26 protein-coding genes are annotated in these 18,473 nt (G+C 37.7%); 12 read left to right on the forward strand and 14 right to left on the reverse strand.

Going from position 1 to position 18,473, the window contains the following annotated elements; translation table 11 throughout:
- The coding region (locus T541_RS19845; protein ID WP_034467444.1) for a hypothetical protein at positions 1-323 on the reverse strand (323 nt) is incomplete at its 3' end.
- A 242-nt stretch (positions 324-565) separates the two neighbouring features.
- Here T541_RS19845 and T541_RS0114725 point away from each other — a divergent pair.
- The 4 genes from T541_RS0114725 (at position 566) to T541_RS0114740 (ending at position 2,855) form a co-directional block, all read left to right on the forward strand.
- A complete protein-coding gene (locus T541_RS0114725) occupies positions 566-1,180 on the forward strand; it encodes a hypothetical protein (RefSeq protein WP_155839540.1) in 615 nt (204 codons plus the stop codon).
- A gap of 186 nt (positions 1,181-1,366) precedes the next feature.
- The gene (locus T541_RS0114730; RefSeq protein WP_278247052.1) at positions 1,367-1,681 is read left to right on the forward strand and encodes an HU family DNA-binding protein; all 315 of its coding nucleotides are present in this window, start codon (positions 1,367-1,369) and stop codon (positions 1,679-1,681) included.
- 149 nt (positions 1,682-1,830) lie between these two features.
- On the forward strand, positions 1,831-2,406 hold the full coding sequence (locus tag T541_RS0114735; protein ID WP_026653420.1) for a hypothetical protein: 576 nt from the start codon (positions 1,831-1,833) through the stop codon (positions 2,404-2,406).
- A gap of 98 nt (positions 2,407-2,504) precedes the next feature.
- Entirely contained in the window at positions 2,505-2,855 is a 351-nt protein-coding gene (locus T541_RS0114740; RefSeq protein ID WP_026653421.1) for a hypothetical protein, read from the forward strand.
- Between the two features lie 313 nt (positions 2,856-3,168).
- Here the strand turns inward: T541_RS0114740 and T541_RS0114745 are convergent, their stop codons facing one another.
- Positions 3,169-4,101, reverse strand: coding sequence for a hypothetical protein (locus T541_RS0114745; protein ID WP_026653422.1), 933 nt, complete (start codon positions 4,099-4,101; stop codon positions 3,169-3,171).
- Between the two features lie 647 nt (positions 4,102-4,748).
- Here T541_RS0114745 and T541_RS0114750 point away from each other — a divergent pair.
- The 4 genes from T541_RS0114750 to T541_RS0114770 all read left to right on the forward strand — a co-directional run bounded on the left by T541_RS0114750 (position 4,749) and on the right by T541_RS0114770 (position 9,398).
- Entirely contained in the window at positions 4,749-4,967 is a 219-nt protein-coding gene (locus tag T541_RS0114750) for a hypothetical protein (RefSeq protein WP_026653423.1), read from the forward strand.
- Between the two features lie 4 nt (positions 4,968-4,971).
- On the forward strand, positions 4,972-5,592 hold the full coding sequence (locus T541_RS0114755; RefSeq protein ID WP_026653424.1) for a plasmid mobilization protein: 621 nt from the start codon (positions 4,972-4,974) through the stop codon (positions 5,590-5,592).
- A 227-nt stretch (positions 5,593-5,819) separates the two neighbouring features.
- The gene (locus T541_RS0114765) at positions 5,820-8,639 is read left to right on the forward strand and encodes a DNA methyltransferase (protein WP_034467447.1); all 2,820 of its coding nucleotides are present in this window, start codon (positions 5,820-5,822) and stop codon (positions 8,637-8,639) included.
- Between the two features lie 6 nt (positions 8,640-8,645).
- Positions 8,646-9,398 carry a GNAT family N-acetyltransferase gene (locus T541_RS0114770; protein ID WP_026653426.1) on the forward strand — a complete coding sequence of 251 codons (753 nt, stop codon included), beginning with the start codon at positions 8,646-8,648 and terminating at the stop codon, positions 9,396-9,398.
- Between the two features lie 83 nt (positions 9,399-9,481).
- Here the strand turns inward: T541_RS0114770 and T541_RS0114775 are convergent, their stop codons facing one another.
- The 8 genes from T541_RS0114775 to T541_RS20860 form a co-directional block, all read right to left on the reverse strand.
- The gene (locus T541_RS0114775) at positions 9,482-10,546 is read right to left on the reverse strand and encodes a DUF4317 family protein (protein ID WP_026653427.1); all 1,065 of its coding nucleotides are present in this window, start codon (positions 10,544-10,546) and stop codon (positions 9,482-9,484) included.
- Positions 10,546-10,740: a hypothetical protein gene (locus T541_RS0114780; RefSeq protein WP_026653428.1), complete on the reverse strand. Its 195-nt coding sequence runs from the start codon at positions 10,738-10,740 to the stop codon at positions 10,546-10,548. Before T541_RS0114780 ends, T541_RS0114775 begins: the two co-directional genes overlap by 1 nt.
- 16 nt (positions 10,741-10,756) lie before the next feature.
- The gene (locus T541_RS21475) at positions 10,757-10,933 is read right to left on the reverse strand and encodes a hypothetical protein (protein WP_155839541.1); all 177 of its coding nucleotides are present in this window, start codon (positions 10,931-10,933) and stop codon (positions 10,757-10,759) included.
- A gap of 12 nt (positions 10,934-10,945) precedes the next feature.
- Positions 10,946-11,266: a hypothetical protein gene (locus tag T541_RS0114790; RefSeq protein WP_026653429.1), complete on the reverse strand. Its 321-nt coding sequence runs from the start codon at positions 11,264-11,266 to the stop codon at positions 10,946-10,948.
- Entirely contained in the window at positions 11,263-11,394 is a 132-nt protein-coding gene (locus T541_RS21995) for a hypothetical protein (RefSeq protein WP_278247051.1), read from the reverse strand. Before T541_RS21995 ends, T541_RS0114790 begins: the two co-directional genes overlap by 4 nt.
- A 5-nt stretch (positions 11,395-11,399) precedes the next feature.
- Complete coding sequence (locus T541_RS0114800; protein ID WP_026653430.1) at positions 11,400-11,696, reverse strand: hypothetical protein; 297 nt, start codon at positions 11,694-11,696, stop codon at positions 11,400-11,402.
- Between the two features lie 2 nt (positions 11,697-11,698).
- A complete protein-coding gene (locus tag T541_RS0114805) occupies positions 11,699-11,896 on the reverse strand; it encodes a hypothetical protein (protein ID WP_026653431.1) in 198 nt (65 codons plus the stop codon).
- Between the two features lie 156 nt (positions 11,897-12,052).
- On the reverse strand, positions 12,053-12,412 hold the full coding sequence (locus T541_RS20860; protein ID WP_051538286.1) for an HU family DNA-binding protein: 360 nt from the start codon (positions 12,410-12,412) through the stop codon (positions 12,053-12,055).
- Positions 12,413-12,763: 351 nt separating this feature from the next.
- Here T541_RS20860 and T541_RS19855 point away from each other — a divergent pair, with 351 nt between their 5' ends.
- Entirely contained in the window at positions 12,764-13,723 is a 960-nt protein-coding gene (locus T541_RS19855; RefSeq protein WP_051538287.1) for a hypothetical protein, read from the forward strand.
- Between the two features lie 129 nt (positions 13,724-13,852).
- Here the strand turns inward: T541_RS19855 and T541_RS19860 are convergent, their stop codons facing one another.
- A complete protein-coding gene (locus T541_RS19860) occupies positions 13,853-14,266 on the reverse strand; it encodes a hypothetical protein (RefSeq protein ID WP_051538288.1) in 414 nt (137 codons plus the stop codon).
- 199 nt (positions 14,267-14,465) lie between these two features.
- On the opposite strand from T541_RS19860, the gene T541_RS0114825 reads away from it, so the two are divergent.
- Positions 14,466-14,927 (forward strand): DUF308 domain-containing protein, encoded by a 462-nt coding sequence (locus T541_RS0114825; RefSeq protein WP_026653432.1) that lies wholly within the window; start codon positions 14,466-14,468, stop codon positions 14,925-14,927.
- A gap of 49 nt (positions 14,928-14,976) precedes the next feature.
- Here T541_RS0114825 and T541_RS0114830 read toward each other — a convergent pair whose 3' ends face one another.
- A complete protein-coding gene (locus T541_RS0114830; protein ID WP_026653433.1) occupies positions 14,977-15,324 on the reverse strand; it encodes a hypothetical protein in 348 nt (115 codons plus the stop codon).
- 239 nt (positions 15,325-15,563) lie between these two features.
- Between T541_RS0114830 and T541_RS0114835 the strand changes: the two genes are divergently transcribed.
- Entirely contained in the window at positions 15,564-16,178 is a 615-nt protein-coding gene (locus T541_RS0114835) for an anthrax toxin lethal factor-related metalloendopeptidase (protein WP_026653434.1), read from the forward strand.
- A 45-nt stretch (positions 16,179-16,223) separates the two neighbouring features.
- On the opposite strand, the gene T541_RS0114840 is transcribed toward T541_RS0114835, so the two are convergent.
- On the reverse strand, positions 16,224-16,535 hold the full coding sequence (locus T541_RS0114840) for a hypothetical protein (protein WP_026653435.1): 312 nt from the start codon (positions 16,533-16,535) through the stop codon (positions 16,224-16,226).
- A complete protein-coding gene (locus T541_RS0114845; protein ID WP_026653436.1) occupies positions 16,528-16,797 on the reverse strand; it encodes a hypothetical protein in 270 nt (89 codons plus the stop codon). Before T541_RS0114845 ends, T541_RS0114840 begins: the two co-directional genes overlap by 8 nt.
- Before the next feature lie 244 nt (positions 16,798-17,041).
- Between T541_RS0114845 and T541_RS0114850 the strand changes: the two genes are divergently transcribed.
- The gene (locus tag T541_RS0114850; protein WP_026653437.1) at positions 17,042-17,464 is read left to right on the forward strand and encodes a hypothetical protein; all 423 of its coding nucleotides are present in this window, start codon (positions 17,042-17,044) and stop codon (positions 17,462-17,464) included.
- Positions 17,465-18,473 lie beyond the last annotated feature (1,009 nt).

Genomic DNA, 18,473 nt, shown 5'->3' on the forward strand with positions numbered 1-18,473 from the left:
GGCCAATACATAACATCATAAGCACCACCAGATAAGCACCTGAGTTCAAGTGCAAGACCGATGCCGCTTGGAAGAATACATATAGTTGGAATATTTAATGTTTTAAGTGAACCCAATAGCATAAATGAACGAGAAACATCTTCCGACATGTCCAAGAAACACAGATCAGGATATGTCTCTGTTTCAAACAGGTGAGAGTAAAAACTCTTAACTGAGTAAATCTCTACGTCCATCCTTTTGGCAAGCAGATGAGCAAGGTACTTATCCTTGCCATCGCACATGCCAACAAGGGCTATCAACTTTGTTGCTGATAAGTATTTCATCCTAATATAATAAACCGTACCCTTTCTAACCATAGTACAAAAACATGATGAGACATGATGTTTAGTTATAGCAAGGGATTTAAGATAAAAATTTAAGAGAATTAATGATTATTTAAGCAACGCTAAAGTAGAAAGATGATACACTAAAATTGTTAGAGGGTTCGCCAAAACCTCCGCCAATTTCTATGCGCGGCGATAAGCTGCTTACAGCAAGCCAGGGAATACTAAGCAAGGAATATGCGATGTTAAAAGAAACACTACGAACAATTTTAAAAAAAGAGGACAAGAAGCCAGCTCAAAACGGCATGTTTTTAGGGGTCCCTAAAAAAGTAATGGAGGCATTTGATAAGGCGACAGAGTTTCTTGAAGTAAGGGATCTTAATATAAGAATTGTACCTTATATTGTCAACAGCCCTACAATATATGCAATGGGGTATGCGAATGCTCCTGTTAAGGGAGTCTTAGCCGAGGAATATTGTAGAGGCTGCTATATGGAGAATGAGAATACAATATACCTGGCAAGATACGCCCCATTAGATGATACAGAGAACCGTACATTTAATAACAGGGAAATCATTGAATCAATGCTCCACGAGATAAGACATGTATGGCAGAAACAATATCATGCTGATATCTATTATGCAGGAGATAATGCTATAAGTAATGAAGCCCACATGGGTGATATATCTGAAATCGATGCAGATGCATTTGCACTCGCCTACTTTTTGTTTGTTCTTGGGTACGAGAATGAAGATTTGTCATTTGATATGGCTTACTGCTATTCAAGTGATGGAGGCAAGAGAAAAGAGAGAACAAGGGAGATCATAGGAGAATATAGTTTTGTTAACGAGGGATAAGCAACCGCCTTATCCCTTTTCTAATGTGCTAGTTTCAAATACTGCTAATAATAAAGTAAACTGATTTAAACACACTAATTAACCATATACAGTTTACTTCTGACGTATACTGTGCTACGCTTTTATTAGCGATTGATTGCGCTAGAACAATAAAGTCATTACAAGTAACCGTAGACTCCTAAAAGTATTGTAAAGAAAGGGGAACAAAACAGAATGAACAAGTCAGAACTTATCGATGCTATTGCAAAGGAAACTAAGCTTTCAAAGAAGGACGCTGGCGCAGCTCTTGGTGCTTTTACAGATGTAGTTACTAAAGAGCTTAAAAAGAAGGGCAAAGTTCAGCTCGTTGGATTCGGAACATTCGAGACTACAAAGAGAGCAGCTAGAACAGGTAAGAATCCTCAGACAGGTGCAGCTCTTAAGATTCCTGCAGCTACAGTTCCTAAATTCAAAGCAGGCAAGGCCCTTAAGGATGTTGTAAACGGAGCAAAGAAGAAATAAAACATAATTAAGGAAACTTAAATCTCATAAACTCGTAAAAACAATAAAGTGCAGAAGAGACGGATAATGTAGCCCATGTCCGTCTCTTTTATTTTGGCAAACATTATGCCATAATACTAAATACGACAAAACAGAAAGGTTTTTTGCATATGGCGCTTATAAACAAAAATACATTTGATATATTACAAAGCATAGACTTTAACGGCTTTGAGACTTTCGACTGCGGGAAAGGTTTTAACAAAGAAGATTATTTTGAATGCGATGAAGAGATTGCTCCTGTGATCAGCCTTTTAAACAAAAAGGGCTATAAGACAAAATTTTGCTGTCAGGGGCATTTATATGACTCCATCGGCTGCGGGGCATTCTCGCTTAACATGTATGAAGGGTATGACATATATGAAAACGTTCCGGGGATCATCCAGATTGAAAACGAGGATAGAAAAATGCCGTCGGTTATATTCAGGCAGCAAGTAAGCTCAGACATGTATATCATATTTGAGGATGCTTCAAACTTGCCAGAACCGCCTAAAGGATTTTATCTAAAAAACAACAAGCTTGAAACAGATATATTCCCGAAAAGCATATCCTGCACCGATAAATACATGCAGGATAAACCATATTCTTTCTTTACCAAGAAGATAAAACTGCTCAGTTTGTTATATAAGTGGGTCGAAGAGCTTCCTGATGCAGATAATATCGAGCCGTCAGAGCTGCTAAAGGAATAAAAGCGTACAAAAATACCGCGGAGGCCGCGGCTTTTGTGTAACAATAATAGTTGTGTGGTTTGATTTATAAATAAAAATGTAAAAATGGTGAGATGAACATGGGTGTATTTTGGATCGGTATTACAATGGCGCTATGCATCATAGAATTTGGAATAGCAACACTTTGCCTTATGAGAAAGAAAGCTAACGAAGACGAAGTTTTAAAAATACAGAGACTATGCAGTTTTATAATACTAATAGCAATAGCATTTGCATTACTAGCTGGATTTTTCACAGCATTTTTGATACTCGGACGATACTATGAAACTTTAACATATATGGACGTTTTTTCTAGTCCAATTATTCTTGGAGCGTCATTATCAGTTAGTATTGTATTTGTACAGGTGTTTGTAATACCAGCGCTACTGATTGGATGGGTGTTTCATCCCCACATTTCCCGCCGAAAATAATACATTTAAAAAGACAAAGACTCGACCCACTGCTGGAAGCGGAGGGCCAAGGAGCTTTTTGTTGCTCTTTTTTGTCTTTTGAGTGTACTAACCCACTATACAATTCAGATTGACGATATAAAAGAGGGAGAGGTAGGTAGCCCATAGCCTACCTCTTTTTATATGCAAAAAAGGAGCCGCCGTATGGCGACTCCTAAACGAACAAGATGTTGGAGCATCTGAATTTTATGAAGTAATTTTGAACCCTGACGAAGCTTACTTCATGCTTACTGTAAACGACGACAACTCCCTGTCATTAACGTGTGGTTGAAAATTAGTCTACTATTATCTCTAACTCTCTCAGACTTTTCCTAAGCAACTCAATCTGCTTTTCTACAATGACACCTGGCGACTCTAATTCAAGCAACCTCGTCAACTGCCTTAACCTCATTTCCAACTTAAAGTAGGCTACTGGATGCTTCTTATCACGTTTCAGTGATTTATTAAGTGTGGCTACAGCTTTGTTAAATACATCCCGATCCTCAGGCTGATATCTGTCGAGTTCCTTTATTGTCTCCTCGGATGGAATGAAGAACGGTCTTTCGTGCCAAGGCTCTGTTGGCATCTTTACTTCGAGGGTGGCAACCCTTATATCCATCCCAGTTAATACTCTGAATTCCGTACTAGGAATATATACTGCGTACTTACCATCGTTTTTGTACTTTTTCTCTGACTGTAAACAATAAACATCGAAATCATCTCTGTAGGTCTTGTAGTTCTCGATAATATAGTCAATCTTGGTACATACATCGATGGCTTTAAGATCCCCTTCATCGTCATGCCCCGTCACAACAAGAACTTCCCTCCCTGCCTTAAGGAAAGAGCAACACGCATCAACTTCTTTAAGATATAACTCCGATAAGCTGGGTTTATTCTTGCAGATCCATACATCTGGAAGAAATGGTATGTAGTTGCCGTTGAATGCAATATCTGAAACATTAACCTCCTCATCAAACATAAGCTCGATGCAATAATACCTGCAGTTGATAGCTTCATTATGAAATTCGTATATTCCAAGATACTTATGTTCTGGTTCCGTAACTGCAAGTTCCCCAGGGTAGTTAATCCTTACATCCTCTAAGAAGCTCTCTAGCTCCTTTACGTTTTCTTCCATTACACTAATGGCATGCTGACCCTCGTAGAGTCTTACCTTTCTTCCAATCTGTTTTTCGATATTAGCAATAACTGTTTCAATACTAGTGTGCATTTCGCACCTCCTGAATAATAAATTTTGCGAGATGGCCATCTCAATTAATACTTACATATATAAATATGGAAGAGTTATAAGGAAATAAAAAAATTTGCACAGCTATTTACATTATATTCGCATCGCTTTGGTTGATTAAATATATCCACTTTATAAAACGAGGAATGAATTGCTTGAAGATGAAAGCGAAGTGTCAAAATAGATATGTTACATGGGTTGAAGATGATTTGTACGAACAAGCTGTGCCTATGAAGAAAAACGGAGTAAGAATTTACCCTATATAATTGCCATTGACACTCCCATTACTAGCTGATGGGAGTGTCAATACAGGATGTGGTGAAGGGTATTATAACGATGAGTATCACGAGTTCCACATACACCACATATTCGGAGCATCAAAAAAGCTAATTCTGAGAGATACCACTTTCTGATACCACTAAGAGACGATTACCACAACCTCAATACCAATTATATTTGGCATATCGTTATGCCAAGCGTAAGCAAAATATTTACCAAAAACACGAGGGATTTTTGTACGAAATGGCATATCGCTATGCCGCGAACTTTGTGATACATTTAGAATTGATATATTGGCATATCGTTATGCCAGCCTAACTGGAAACAGAAGTTGTTACTGGAGGCAGCAGATGGAACATTCAAAACTTTTCTACAATGTCTGTAATGATCTTTGGGCTTTTGCAAAGACGCTTGATAAATCAAAATCAGAAATGAACGATGAAGATTGGGAAAAAGCGATAGCGGAAATGGAAAGGCTCACAGAAAAATACAAGACGCTGGGCGATAAAGAGTATGAGCTGGCAAGCAAATTACTATTAGAAATTCTTAATTACATAGAGAAAGGATGAAGTGATGGCACAAAGAAAGTACGATGAAAAGCGCAAACAGTCTAATAAGAAATACATGGACTCACTTACAAGGGTAACCATCTGGCTTACACCTGATGAAAAAGCCATACTGAAAGAACGAGCCGATAAGGAGAAAAAGAGCGTAAACTGTTATTTAAGAAATCTTCTTGGCTACAAGGACACACCAATGTCACCTATGGAAACACTTACGGATATTATGAATGACTACGAGGTGTTCAGAAAGAAACTTATCAAATACTGTTCAGATAAAGGTTATACATATATTCGTGACGATATTTCTATTTACATAGATCCAAAGAACTCTGCCAATAATGTATTATCTGGTGGTGTAATGGTAAAGGATGAAAATGGCAGCGAGATTCCCCTTTCGTTATCCGCAGCAGAATTGTTGAAGATACAGCGGATTGAAATGGGTAACGAAAGCGTAATTGCAAGGATTATTGAAGATGCAAAATGCAATTATCCGGGAGCGGTTCATTTCAAGGGAAGATTTACAGAAGATGAAATGAAAATGCTTGAAAAAGAGTGTGAGATACAGTGGTCATCCACTTTTACAGACGGAGACTCTGCGCTAACATTAAGATACAAAAAGGATAAAGAATAAAGGCGTTTAAGGAAAACGCAGAGGGCGGGTATGCCTATTAAAATCGTAGGAGCTTTTATCTCTATAATTCTGAATACGAAGTAAAGTCACATTTGACAGAAGTAGAAGGAAAATTTACGGACATGAATGCTCTTATTGTAATGGCTGAGAATTATCTTAAAAGCAATGATTATATTGGCGCATACCGAGATGAATATATGTACTAAAAATATGACAAGGGGATAAACATGGGAGCAGAACAGAGAGAAGCAGCAAGACAGTTTTATAACAAGTGGCTGAACAGGGGAAAAGAGGATGAGGATGACAGATCATTCTGGATAGACTTCCTTCAAAATGTCCTTGGAGCAAATAATGTCACTGACAGAATAGAGTTTCAGAAGAAAGTAATAGGACCGGACGGAAATACAAAAAGGATAGATGCATATATCCCTGAAACAAAAGTCCTTATAGAACAAAAGAGCCTTAAAGTAGACCTTTCAAAACCTCAACAAGGGCATGATGGCATGACACCATATGAACAGGCGAAGATGTATGATAACTCACTACCGGTATCAGAAAAGGCAAAGTGGATCATCACATCCAACTTTAGTGAGATATGGGTTTACGATATGGACTCAAGAAAGCCTGAACCTATAAAGTTCATGCTTTCAGAAATACCAAACAAATATACAGAATTTGAATTTCTTATAAATCAGAGGCAGCAGGTTATCCATAACAAGGAAATGGAAGTATCTGTTAAGGCTGGAGAATTTGTAGGACTTCTTTATGATGCACTTCATAAGGAATATATCAATCCTGATAGCGAAGAGTCATTAAAGAGCCTAAACATGCTCTGCGTTCGCCTGGTATTCTGTCTGTATGCAGAAGATGCACTTATCTTTGGAAACAACGGACACATGTTCCATGACTATATGGCACAGTATGAGACAAAGGATATGAGAAAAGCACTTATAGAGCTTTTCAAAGTCCTTGATACTAAGGCAGAGGACAGAGATCCTTATGACACATCAGATGCAAGCAAGTTCCCTTATGTAAATGGTGGTCTTTTTGCAAAGGAAGATATCGAGATACCTAACTTCACAGAAGAGATAAGAGATATTCTTCTTAACAAGGCTAGTGAGGGCTTCGACTGGTCAGCCATATCACCTACTATCTTTGGAGCGGTATTTGAGTCTACCTTAAATCCTGAGACAAGACGTAGCGGTGGGATGCACTACACAAGCATCGAAAACATCCATAAAGTCATTGGTCCGCTTTTTTTGGATAAGCTAAAGGAAGAGTATCTGACCATATCTGAAATAAAGATTGAAAAGACCAAGAAGCCAAAACTTGATGCATTTCAGAACAAGTTATCCAAGCTGACATTTTTAGATCCTGCATGTGGAAGTGGTAACTTCCTAACAGAAACATACATCAGCTTAAGAAGATTAGAGAATCTTGTTATAAGAGATATTCTTGATTGTGACAGAAAGCAGGTTGATGGCCAGATTGTATTTGGTGATGTTATTAACCCAATTAAGGTCGGTATCCATCAGTTCTATGGTATTGAGATAAATGATTTTGCTGTTACCGTAGGAAAGACCGCTCTTTGGATAGCTGAGTCTCAGATGATGAAAGAGACAGAGGATATCTTATCCATGAGCCTTGATTTCCTACCTCTTAAAACCAATGCCAATATACACGAAGGCAACGCATTACGTGTTGACTGGGAATCAATCATACATAAACAACAGCTAAACTACATTATGGGTAATCCTCCTTTTGTTGCCAACTCAGGAAGAGTGTCAGCTAAAGAGGCATCTGTAAAGGCAATGATGACAGTCGATCAAAAAGCTGAGAAACAAGAATTATTTGGTAGTGCCGCTGGAACGCTCGATTATGTTGCCTGTTGGTACAAAAAAGCAGCAATATATATGAGAAATACCGCTGTAAGGACAGCTTTTGTAGCAACGAGTTCGATATGCCAAGGTGAGCAGGTTGCTCCATTATGGGAATCGCTTTGCGAAGAAGGAATAGTGATAAATTTTGCTTACCGTTCTTTTAAATGGGAATCAGAAGCATCCAAAAAAGCAACTGTGTACGTAGTAATCGTAGGATTCTCATTTGATGAAAATGGAAATAAGATTATATATGATAATGGCAAGATAACTAATGCCACACATATCAGTCCTTATCTTATTGACGCAGAAGATATATTTATAAAGAAAAGAACTAAGCCACTCTGTAACGCAATGTCGATGCACAGGGGAAGTCAGCCTACAGACAATGGTAACTTTATATTCACAGAAGAAGAATATAAGGCTTTCGTGAGAAAAAATCCTGATGCAGAAATACTATTCAGAAAGTACATGATGGGCAAGGACTTCATAGACAGAAAACCACGATATTGCCTTTGGCTTGAAAACACATCGCCGGCAATAATTAATAAATATCCTGAAATCAAGGAAAGAATCAAAAATGTTAAGGAGTTTAGAGAAAAGAGTAGCAAAGAGGCTACACGAAAGAAATCATTAACGCCGATGCTTTTTGACGAAAATCAGCAGCCAAAAACCAACTATGTAGGACTCGCCAAAGTATCATCAGGTAATAGACGATATATCCCAATGGACTTCATGACACCAGAAACTGTGGTAGGGGACAAGATATATATTGTAGAAAATGCGGATTTATATACATTTGGAACAATGATTAGTAATGTGCATATGGCATGGATGAGGGCTACATGTGGATACTATGGACCCAGCTATCAGTATTCAAACACAATAGTATATAACAACTTCCCTTGGCCAACACCTACAGATGAACAGAAAAAGAAGATTGAAGAAACCGCCCAGGGAATACTTGATGCAAGAGCATTGTATCATGACAGTAGCCTTGCAGACCTTTACGATCCGCTTACAATGCCAATAGAACTTCAAAGAGCGCATACTGCAAATGATAAAGCAGTTATGCAGGCATACGGATTTGATATTAAGAACACTACAGAAGCCGATTGCGTAGCAAGGCTTATGCAGATGTATAAAGAATTAACAGAAAAGGAACAGTAATAAGTAATGATCAAAACACTAGAAGATATTTTTGGAGAAAATGAAACCCTTTCCATGGATATACATGGCTGTATAAGGAGAAAGATTTCCAACAGACTCGTAAGGGATATTTACGAACCAGCAGATGCATTTACAATCTCATTTACGTACTTTGATCCTGAGAGCTTTGAATACGAGAAGGTAGCTTTTATGAAGCTACTTATTCAAACACATAAGTCACTTGAAGAAGCAATGAAAATCTCTGATGCAAGAGGCGGCGATGAATACTCAGCAACAAACTGTGCTGCATATTATTACAATAATTTCATGGATGAAGCTGATATTGCTTGCTTTGAAGAGAATGAATGCCAGGTGCCAATATGCGAAATGCACAACCTCTACATCTCACCTAAGTTCAGAGGCAAGGGATTATCCGAAGCACTTATAATGCAACTCCCCAATATCCTTGCTGAACTCGGCTATACAGATGCAATTATCACAACCTATATAAATCCATTCAAGGAGCAGAAAGAATTATCCGAAGTAAAAGAGCTTTCCTCAGAAAGTTTTGGCGGATATTGTGACAATGGAGAAGAGACTATTTCTGTAGATAAGAATGTCGTAAAGGCAGCAGAGAAGTTCCTTAAAAAGTGTGGATTCGAGGATTGCGGGAACAGATATTATGCGACAACAGCGCAGAAACTTGTTAATCTGGGAGAGAAAGAATCACCGGCGATCGGACAATCTTACGGCTTAAGAGCGAGTGAGTATGAATGCTAACAAGCAGTAAAGATCATGGGTTGCATTTAAACCTACACATGCTATTATGAACTACCACCACCGACAATATCGGAAACGGTAGTTCATAGGCTAAGGATCTGCTCGAGAAGCTCATCCGTCAAAAGGTCCTTTGGAATGATAAAGAACCGTTTACCATTAACATCACGTTCTGTTACTCTGTCCTGAGACAGAACAGACTTATCCTCTTTTACATCGATCACCTGAGATGGCTTATCGTCAGTTTCAGTATCCTGCTGCCTCCTTGATGAAAGTGCATTGTCGATATTGTTGACAGAAGGTATATCATCAAGGAAAGCATCAATATCCTTGTCAATATCATTAGATGAAGGCTCAACATAATCGGTTGGAACATTACTTTCTTTAGCCTCAAAAGAATCAGACACTACATCTGTTGAATGCACCACAACATCTTCTTTGATTACAGCCTTTTCTTTCTTAACAGGAGCAGGTACAAATGTGCCAAAAAGGGCATTAACAAGCTCACGCTCCTTTTCGGACTTAGTACAAACAAAGCATGTATTATCGTCAGCTGCTCTGTCAGTGAATGAAGGATAGAGCATACCAAGTACCGGTGGCTGAAGCTTTCTCGATACAAAACTGCGAGTAATATCCTCAGCCTCTCTGTCTGGTGAAAGACCAACCTTTTCAGCCTTAACAGGACAAATCATAAGTGCAAAGTAGTTATATACCTCGTCGGACTCGTCAACCTTCGTCTTTGAGGAATCCTTTACAGGGATATCATAACTACCCTTAAAAAGTACGATACAGTAAGAACCAACCTCAGAATACTTCTCACCAATCACACGCATGATAGTGTCGGCTGGGAGAGTATAAGAGCTGTTTCCAACATAAGCAGAAAACACCTTCTTAAGTTCTGCAGGTACTTCAACATCCATAGGAGATACGGCAGCAGAAAATGAGAGTGATTTTGAAAGAAGAGAGATAAAAGCTTTCTGCTCATCCTCATCCCTTGTAAGGAACCTGCTCTCGCCCGTAAAAGCAATTCTATCTATAAAGTCTGTAAAAGAATTATCCTCTGCAGATATCTCACAAAAATCCATGCCTTCAAATGAGGCATCTGGGTACTTGAATAGTTTCTTTATCTCTAAAAGATCAGTCTTAAGCATTACAAAACATCTCCGATTATCTCAATGTCAAGCATCGTCTCAATATCACTAGATACACCAACGCTTGGGGCATCAATCTCCTGAGACTCAGCAACGTCATTATTAAATTTGGGTAAAAACACTCTTGCAGCAACACCCATTATCGAAGCTACCACAAGAAGGGCACACAAAGTCCCCAGCATCCTACGTCTCATATAAACCTCCAAAAGATCAAGTAAATGCGGAAATAATGTTGTAAGCAACGTATACCACGTATAATACAGCACCTAAAAGGCCAATAGATAAAAGGTTACTTACAAGCTTTCCGATACGTGTTGATTTTATGAACCGGATAAGGACATAGGAAAGAACAATACCTGCCATTATCTTAAGTAACTCTGGATCCATATATGCCTCACATTAGAAGTTATAGCTGAAAACAGAGCCGCCATTCATGGTGATATAGACGCAATCATTATTTTCGTCATATTCCCAATCCTCAATAGCGGAATCAGATTTAAGGCTATCAAGTCTGTTGCTAATTCTATTAAGAGCGGTCTCTTTGGAGATCTTCCCACTTTCATAGTCTGTTGCTGCATCCCTATCGATCATAGGAAGAGTAGTCTGGCTTTCAATAAAATGAAAATCTTTACTAGAAGATACAAACACTCCACCAATACCTGCTCCCATTGTAAGGATAAGGACTGCTGCCATAACTCTAACTGCAATCTTTTTCTTCATTGCTTAGCACCCTTTCTCTTATATTTCTCAGCAAGATACTCACCGTAATGTTTTGGCGATATCTGAACTTCAAGCCTTGACACCTTATTGCCAAGAGCAATAAAGTCACGGTTAAGATAGTTTCCCATATCCTTTAAATACCTCTTTTCTCTGAATCAGCATTGATGAAAAGATCAAACAATGCGTTCTGGAGGCGTTTTGCGTTATTTACTACAGATGCTTTATTTGGGTCACTCCGAAGTACGATAAAAGGCTTATCATCAAGAGATAATGTATAAGATTCATACCGTGATGCATCCTCATCCTTTTTTAAAGAACGGCACAGATAACTGGTATCATCTGTACTAACAACAACGAACTCAACGCTTGAAGTAGGATATCTTTTAACAGAACAGTCCTTGTCCTTACCTAAAAAACACATTGTACTCATAATCAAAACTCCAAAAGGCGAGCGTTACCCTCGGCAAAGTTAAACACTTCACCAACTTTAGCACGTCTTAAAAACGCAAGAAAACAGTAAGCAGCATTTTTATCGCTTGCAATCTTCTTAATACAGTTAAACAACATTTCTTTGTTACTGAGCTTATGAGTATAACAACTCTCGCCAGCTCGTATTACACAATAAAGCATTTTAAACACCTCATAACAATCAAAAGAGGCAGCAGGATTCGAACCTGCCATAAGAAGCCATAAGTCTTTGCCTCTGTCCAAAAGAAAGGTAAATTTTTTGCTATCCCAAGAAAATTCCTACCACCATATAGAAAAGCATCTGGGTTAAATTGGAGATCAGCCGATATTCCTTTTTAATTGATAAGGAGCATCAAGCATTTCAGGACTAACTTTTGCTTTTACTTTATCCTTAACTGCGTTGGAAGGAATGAACTTTGGCACACAACAATCGCCTGATTCAAATACCTTGTTGCCAAAAGGGGAATACTGCTTTCTCTTAGCCTGTTTTGCAACATAGAAAGTGCCAAAACCTGAGAGTTTAACCCTCTTAGTCTTAACAAGTTCCTCGACAATGACCTTTAAAAAGGTCTCAAGGATCTTTTCTACATCCCTTTTGTCATATTTAGATTTGTTAGCGACCAGAGTAATAAGGTCAGCCTTTGTAGTTGAAGTCTTACTCTTTTGTAGCGTTTCCAAAACACAACCTCCATAAGTTCTAAAAATCTCCAACAGATACTATCATTTAAAGTGTATATGTATAGCAAGTGCTTTTTCCAAAACTTGCTAAAAAGCGCGGATATGCTACAATACAGGTAGATTATTTTATATTTTAAGTTTGTTAGTAACCACCATTACTAGCGCCTTTGCTTAACATTTACAACAAAGGATTTTGCTATAAGTAATAAGACTTTGCTGGGCAAAGGTTTAAAAAATGAATAGGGGTTCTGGCCCTGGATAACTTATCAGTTATCAATCAGGGTATGGAACTTGCGGACAGCTCCTTCCCTGTTGATATATATATTATTAACAAGAAAGGAAATGTCTAAGATGGATAATAGTTTTACGCCTTATGATGATGCGTGGCGCACAATGCTTAATGATGCACCAAGAACTTTGTTTCCTTTGATCAATGAAATGTTCAAAAACAGAGGTATTCATCTAACAGGCAAGGAAAAACTTGAGTTTTCTGCAAACGAGATATATTTAAACAGACAGGACGGAGAACAATCAAAGCGTATAACCGACTCTTCTTTCACAATAAATGACGGAGGTATCATTAGACGCTTTCACATTGAATGCCAGAGTTCAACCGACGGCTCAATGGTTGTTAGAATGTTTGAATATGATGCGCAGATTGCATTAAACGATGCTCGAAATAATTGGGAAAGCGGAGACTTGTTTGTTAAGTTTCCGGAATCGGGAATATTGTATCTCAGATCAACCGAAAACATGCCGGACTTTGTTACAACTACCATTGAAGTTCCGTCTGGCGAAACGGTTTCTTATAATATCCCTGCTCTGAAGATTTCTGATTATTCCGCCGAAGATATTGTTGAGAAAAAATTATTTTTTCTGATTCCATTCTATCTTTTCAACTTTGAAAAGTATTTTGAGCAAATTGAAGAAGGGGACGAAAAAATAATAGGGCAAATGCTAAATCAACTTGGTATTCTTTCTGACGCATTAAAAGAAGCTCGTAAAAGCAGAGAATTAAAAGAAACAGAACTTATGAGCATTGCGGGTATGTTCAAAAAAGTATTAGAACATCTCACAATTGACCATGAAAATGTAAGGAAGGAGGTCTTAAATAATATGGGTGGAAAAGTTTTGAATTATCCCCAAAAAACGGCTTATAAACTTGGTGATGCTGAGCGCTTAGTTCGTGCTGTTCAAAAAAGCATGGAAAAATACCATGTTTCCCTTGAAGACGCATGTGATGGTTGCGATTCATCATTAGATGAGTATAATAGAGCCGTAGATCTCCTAAAAAATGAAAATGAACAATAAAAGTCCGCTTATGTTCTAATATTCAATTTAAAAAGACTATGCCTTTCCAATTTATATAAGGTATAGTCTTTTTTGTTGCTATTATTTTCCTTAAAAATCAATCGTATTCTGTGATAGAGCCATCTTTATTTACTTAATAAAGTGCATTCCTGCACCTACTGAAGCCTTTCTGGTATTAATTTTGACAAATTCGGATGCTACCTTCTTTGCGCCCGCACTCATATAACCATTAAGAAGGCTATTCTTACACCTATCGCAGAGCCTTCCTTCATATATTGGATCGCCACAAGTTCTACAGGTTGATAGTCCGAGATTGCCAGCAATAGTGATCCTTTTTTCTACAACCCATCTTTTTATAGTTTTAAGGTCAACGCCTGTCGCAATAGATATAGTCTCACCATCGGCAGCAGGGTTTTCGCCAATATATTCAGTTACTTTCTTATATGAATCATCATCCCTCTTTTTACATTCAGGGCATAAGTTATTATGAGTATCAACATTTCTAAAAAGCATGTTGCAGCTCTTGCAAATAATATAATCCATGTCCGAATCCTTCCTTAAAAACCAAAAATTCAACAAAATACACTATCTAATAAAGTGCACTATTATAGCAAGTAAAATAAGTGCCTTTTCATGATAAAATAGTATTAAATAAAGAATATTTCCGTGATAAGACGGGGCACGATAGTAGCATAAAGCAATTGCGAGGAAATTGGTCTAAGATGGAAACGAGGGGAATTGTATGGTGAAAATAAAGAATGGCAATTTCACAAGCACCCTAGTATTATTTATGGGAGTAGCCTTTATTTTGTCTGGTTTATTCTGCATGGCAGGAGCCATTAAAAACAAAAACACACTCATAGGAGCTGCCTACAGAAGAGACGTATTAAGTGATGTTATATCCTACAAAACAGAAAGCGTGATAAGTAAGCTCCCGCAAAAACGCCGCGACGACACCGTATACATCACAGAAGAAATCATAGACGTTGATGGATATTTAATAGAATATGAAGGAAGATACTATACAGAACCAGAAGGTCAGATAGCTCATACTGTAATAAGTGATGATGGTCGTACCTGGAGAGTATATGACGCAGGTAAAAGAAAGACCATATTTAATATAGTTGCAGGGATTGTCTGCGTAATAGTTGGCGGTCTGATCCTTGTATTTGAGTATGAACGCACCTACAAATACAGAAGATAAAAATACGGATATTTAAGCCCACGGGCTTGAGTATCCGTTCTTATTTTTATTATGCAGTTAGCATATCATTAAAGTAAGATACTACCATCTGAACTGGGAATATGTATCTACACTTTAATGAAAGGCAGAATTTGAGATACTCATACTGTGGATCAGTAAGAAGCTCCCTTCTTGCAAGCTTTTCTCCAATAGCCATAAGGCTATCTACGTCTAAATTCACAACAAAGGCATCATCACCATATATCGCATATACACGCTTTTTAGAATCAGAATTATGCTCCTGAACAATGCGCATTGATGATATAATCCTATGAAGTTCAAAGAGATCGTCATCACTTAGATCCTTTACAAACTCTTTTCCTCTATTTACTTCCCTATATAACCTACTTTCAAACATAAATAGGTTGCTCCTTTATACAACCAATTGCGAGTATAAGAGCGCATGTCGTGCTATAGCAAGCAAAACGATAGGAGAAATGAAATTTCACGAATAAAACAGAGGTATACAAAATAGCGGAAGTAAAGAAATTAATAATACTTCTATAAAAGTAAAAGCAAGATGTAATAAAATATCAGACACCTTTTCTCTGCTATAATGAAGTCACAAAAAATTCATAGGAAAGGGGTGAAAAACCTATGAAAAATACGCTTAAGATATCAGTGATCGGAATTGTAACGGCAATAGCAGTATTTGTTTCATTGCACATTACAGCAGTTGCATCAGTAAGCCTTGATAAGGATATCTACTCAACATATCAGTACTCTCCACAGATAGTACGTGAACAGTTTGAAAAAGAAGGCTGGAACATATCAGTAATGGAAGGAAGTAAGCTAGATTCCACATATGGACCTACTGTTGGACTGCAGAACGGCTATTCAATAGCAGGGATCACTATATATAAGGAAAAATCGATATACTTATCAAGTTATGACGATTACGCAGTATACTCATGTAATCACGAGATGGGACATTTCTTTGATTATACTTACATGCTATATAAGAAATCAGGGACGCTTCCATCAAAGAGTAAGGACTTCTACCAGATATACAAAGATGAGCTGAAAGGAAAAACAAACGCAGGCTTATTTGTTGATTATGAAAGATGCGGAGTAGATGAATACTTTGCCCAGGCATTTAAGTATTACTGTGAGGATCCAACAACACTTAAGAAGTATTATCCAAATACATATACATATATTGAGAACTTACTAATAAGCTATGATTCAATAAGAAATAAAGATGCGGCGTGATATGAGCGCATGAAGGCAGCAGGAATAACCTGCTGCCTTTTAAGATTAATCGTTTTTCATTTCTTTCTGTAGGAACTCCATGACCTTAGGGTTCTGCATCATCTTGATAGATTCAGTAGCACATCTGTAGATCATTGCCATTTCTCTCTGGCCACTATCATTAACATCACACTTCTTTTCAAGGATAGAAAAATGCTTAATAGCCTTTTCAGCAATAGATTTTGATATAGCCATACCATTACAGTATAAAGTACCCGTCTCTACATCAAATCTAGATTCCTCAAAGGTTGTCTTTGCAAAATTACCACCACCCATAGAAGCGGCTAGTTGATTGATAAGATCAGATCTGTCAGCCATTTTTCCCTCCTTCATTATTATAAAGAATGCTGAGAAACATTTCTTTGGACTCACGAGCCTCTTTCCCGTCTAAGTAATCCTGGGCAGCCGACTCATCCATGAAGATCCTTTCAAAAGGAATATTGTCTAAAGTCCCATTAGGCAATACCACTACGGCAATACGAGACTTACCACTCACATCAAGCAGCTCAACCCTCTCAATATTCCTATCATCAGTTATAGCAAATACTTTTATATCTTTAGGAAATGAATAACTGGCCATGATTGTCTCCAATGAAACAGCGGCAAAATAAACTATATATCAGTAATATTATAACATTAAAGAGCATTAATCTCTAACCAATGCCTATTCTAACTACTCAAAGCCCATAAAAATCAATAGTTTTGGTAATTATCTAAAAAATTTAAAAATAAATCATGTACCCCCCAATTTTTCGTTTCAGCTCTTCCATACTTTCTATGTAGGTATAAATTAGAGTATTTTCCATAGAAAGGAGAGAGAACCAATGGAAATACGAAGAAATTCATTATTTTTAGCACTCACAATAGACGGTGAGGAAAATAAAGAAGGCTCAGCCTTTAGAAAGGAGGTTTTAGATCCAGCAAACAGAAAAGCACTCGTTGAAACGCTTATATTGTCTGGTCTGCTGCCGCAGAGGTATGCCGCAAGGCAAATAAGAGTATTCGATAACTTAGATGCTGAAGAAAAGAACGTCGAGATAAAAGTTGAATTCACAGATATCCAACCTGCTAACAGGGAAGAGAGACTCAGAATGGTTTCAGAACCATCAGACCTTGACCTGAGCTTGATCGTTCCTGCAGAAGTGCTATCAACAAGTCTCAGAAATATCAAAACCATGGTGGAAAGAGAAGCCGATTCACCAATTGATATTACACACGAGATCGTCAATATGTATTATTCGAACTAAATAACCATACTTATTAGTGTTTTTGATTATTATGATATAATTTCAGTCATTTACTCCTTATAAAATAGATAGGCAGCAGGAACAACACCTGCCGCCCCCTTTTTGTACAGAAAATAGAAAGACGACAAAACGGTAAATCAAAGCACATAATTAACGCAAATTTAATTATTATTAAGATAAACACCTGCACCTTTCTCCAAGAAAAAGGAAGGGAATAATGCCAGCCACTACAATACCGGCTAACCCAAATAAATAAATCTGGCCAAAGACATAGAAGAGTAGTTGATGATAAATCAAAGGGAGCTGCCGAGACATACAAGGCGCTCCCAAAAGTCACATAGCCCACTACATATAAAAGATACTATCTAGTATGTTCAGCCTACAATACCAGGATCCAAAACTAAGCCTTAGAAATCCGCCCAAGCCAAAACAGTAACAGGCACATATATAAGGATTTATATTTCACCTATCTATCATTACTCCCCCATACATACTATACCTATACCTTGCGAACGGTTACACAAGTGAGCATATACATATATACCCACATAAAACCAATCCTTATTTTTCGCCCCATACCATATACAAATCTTTACACATATATATTACTCCGAGCGTACTACAAGCGAGGTGCTAATACCATATCCATATACAGGACACGTTATACCATTACGCGTCCTTAAATTTTGCCCCGTGCCTTTCCATGGCAAATTCCTATTTCCTCATTCCCATACAGCTATATAACTCCAAGCCATATACATATACATTATTTTGCATAATACCTTCCTACATATTTTGCTATATGCATTACAAGTATATGGATCAGAAGCAGGGGGTCTTACAAGCAAACAGGCAAACAAGAAAGAAAAGAAAGTTTATCTACACATGGCTGGGCAATACAGAGGCAATATAAGGGCATGGCAGAAAAGAAAAATACCAAAAGAAATTCGGGAGAGTAGACTAGACATAGTGCGGATTTCGGGTCTGAATAATAAATCTCTAAAAGCCA

Source organism: Butyrivibrio proteoclasticus P6B7, assembly GCF_000622085.1.
Taxonomy (GTDB): Bacteria; Bacillota; Clostridia; order Lachnospirales; family Lachnospiraceae; genus Butyrivibrio; species Butyrivibrio proteoclasticus_A.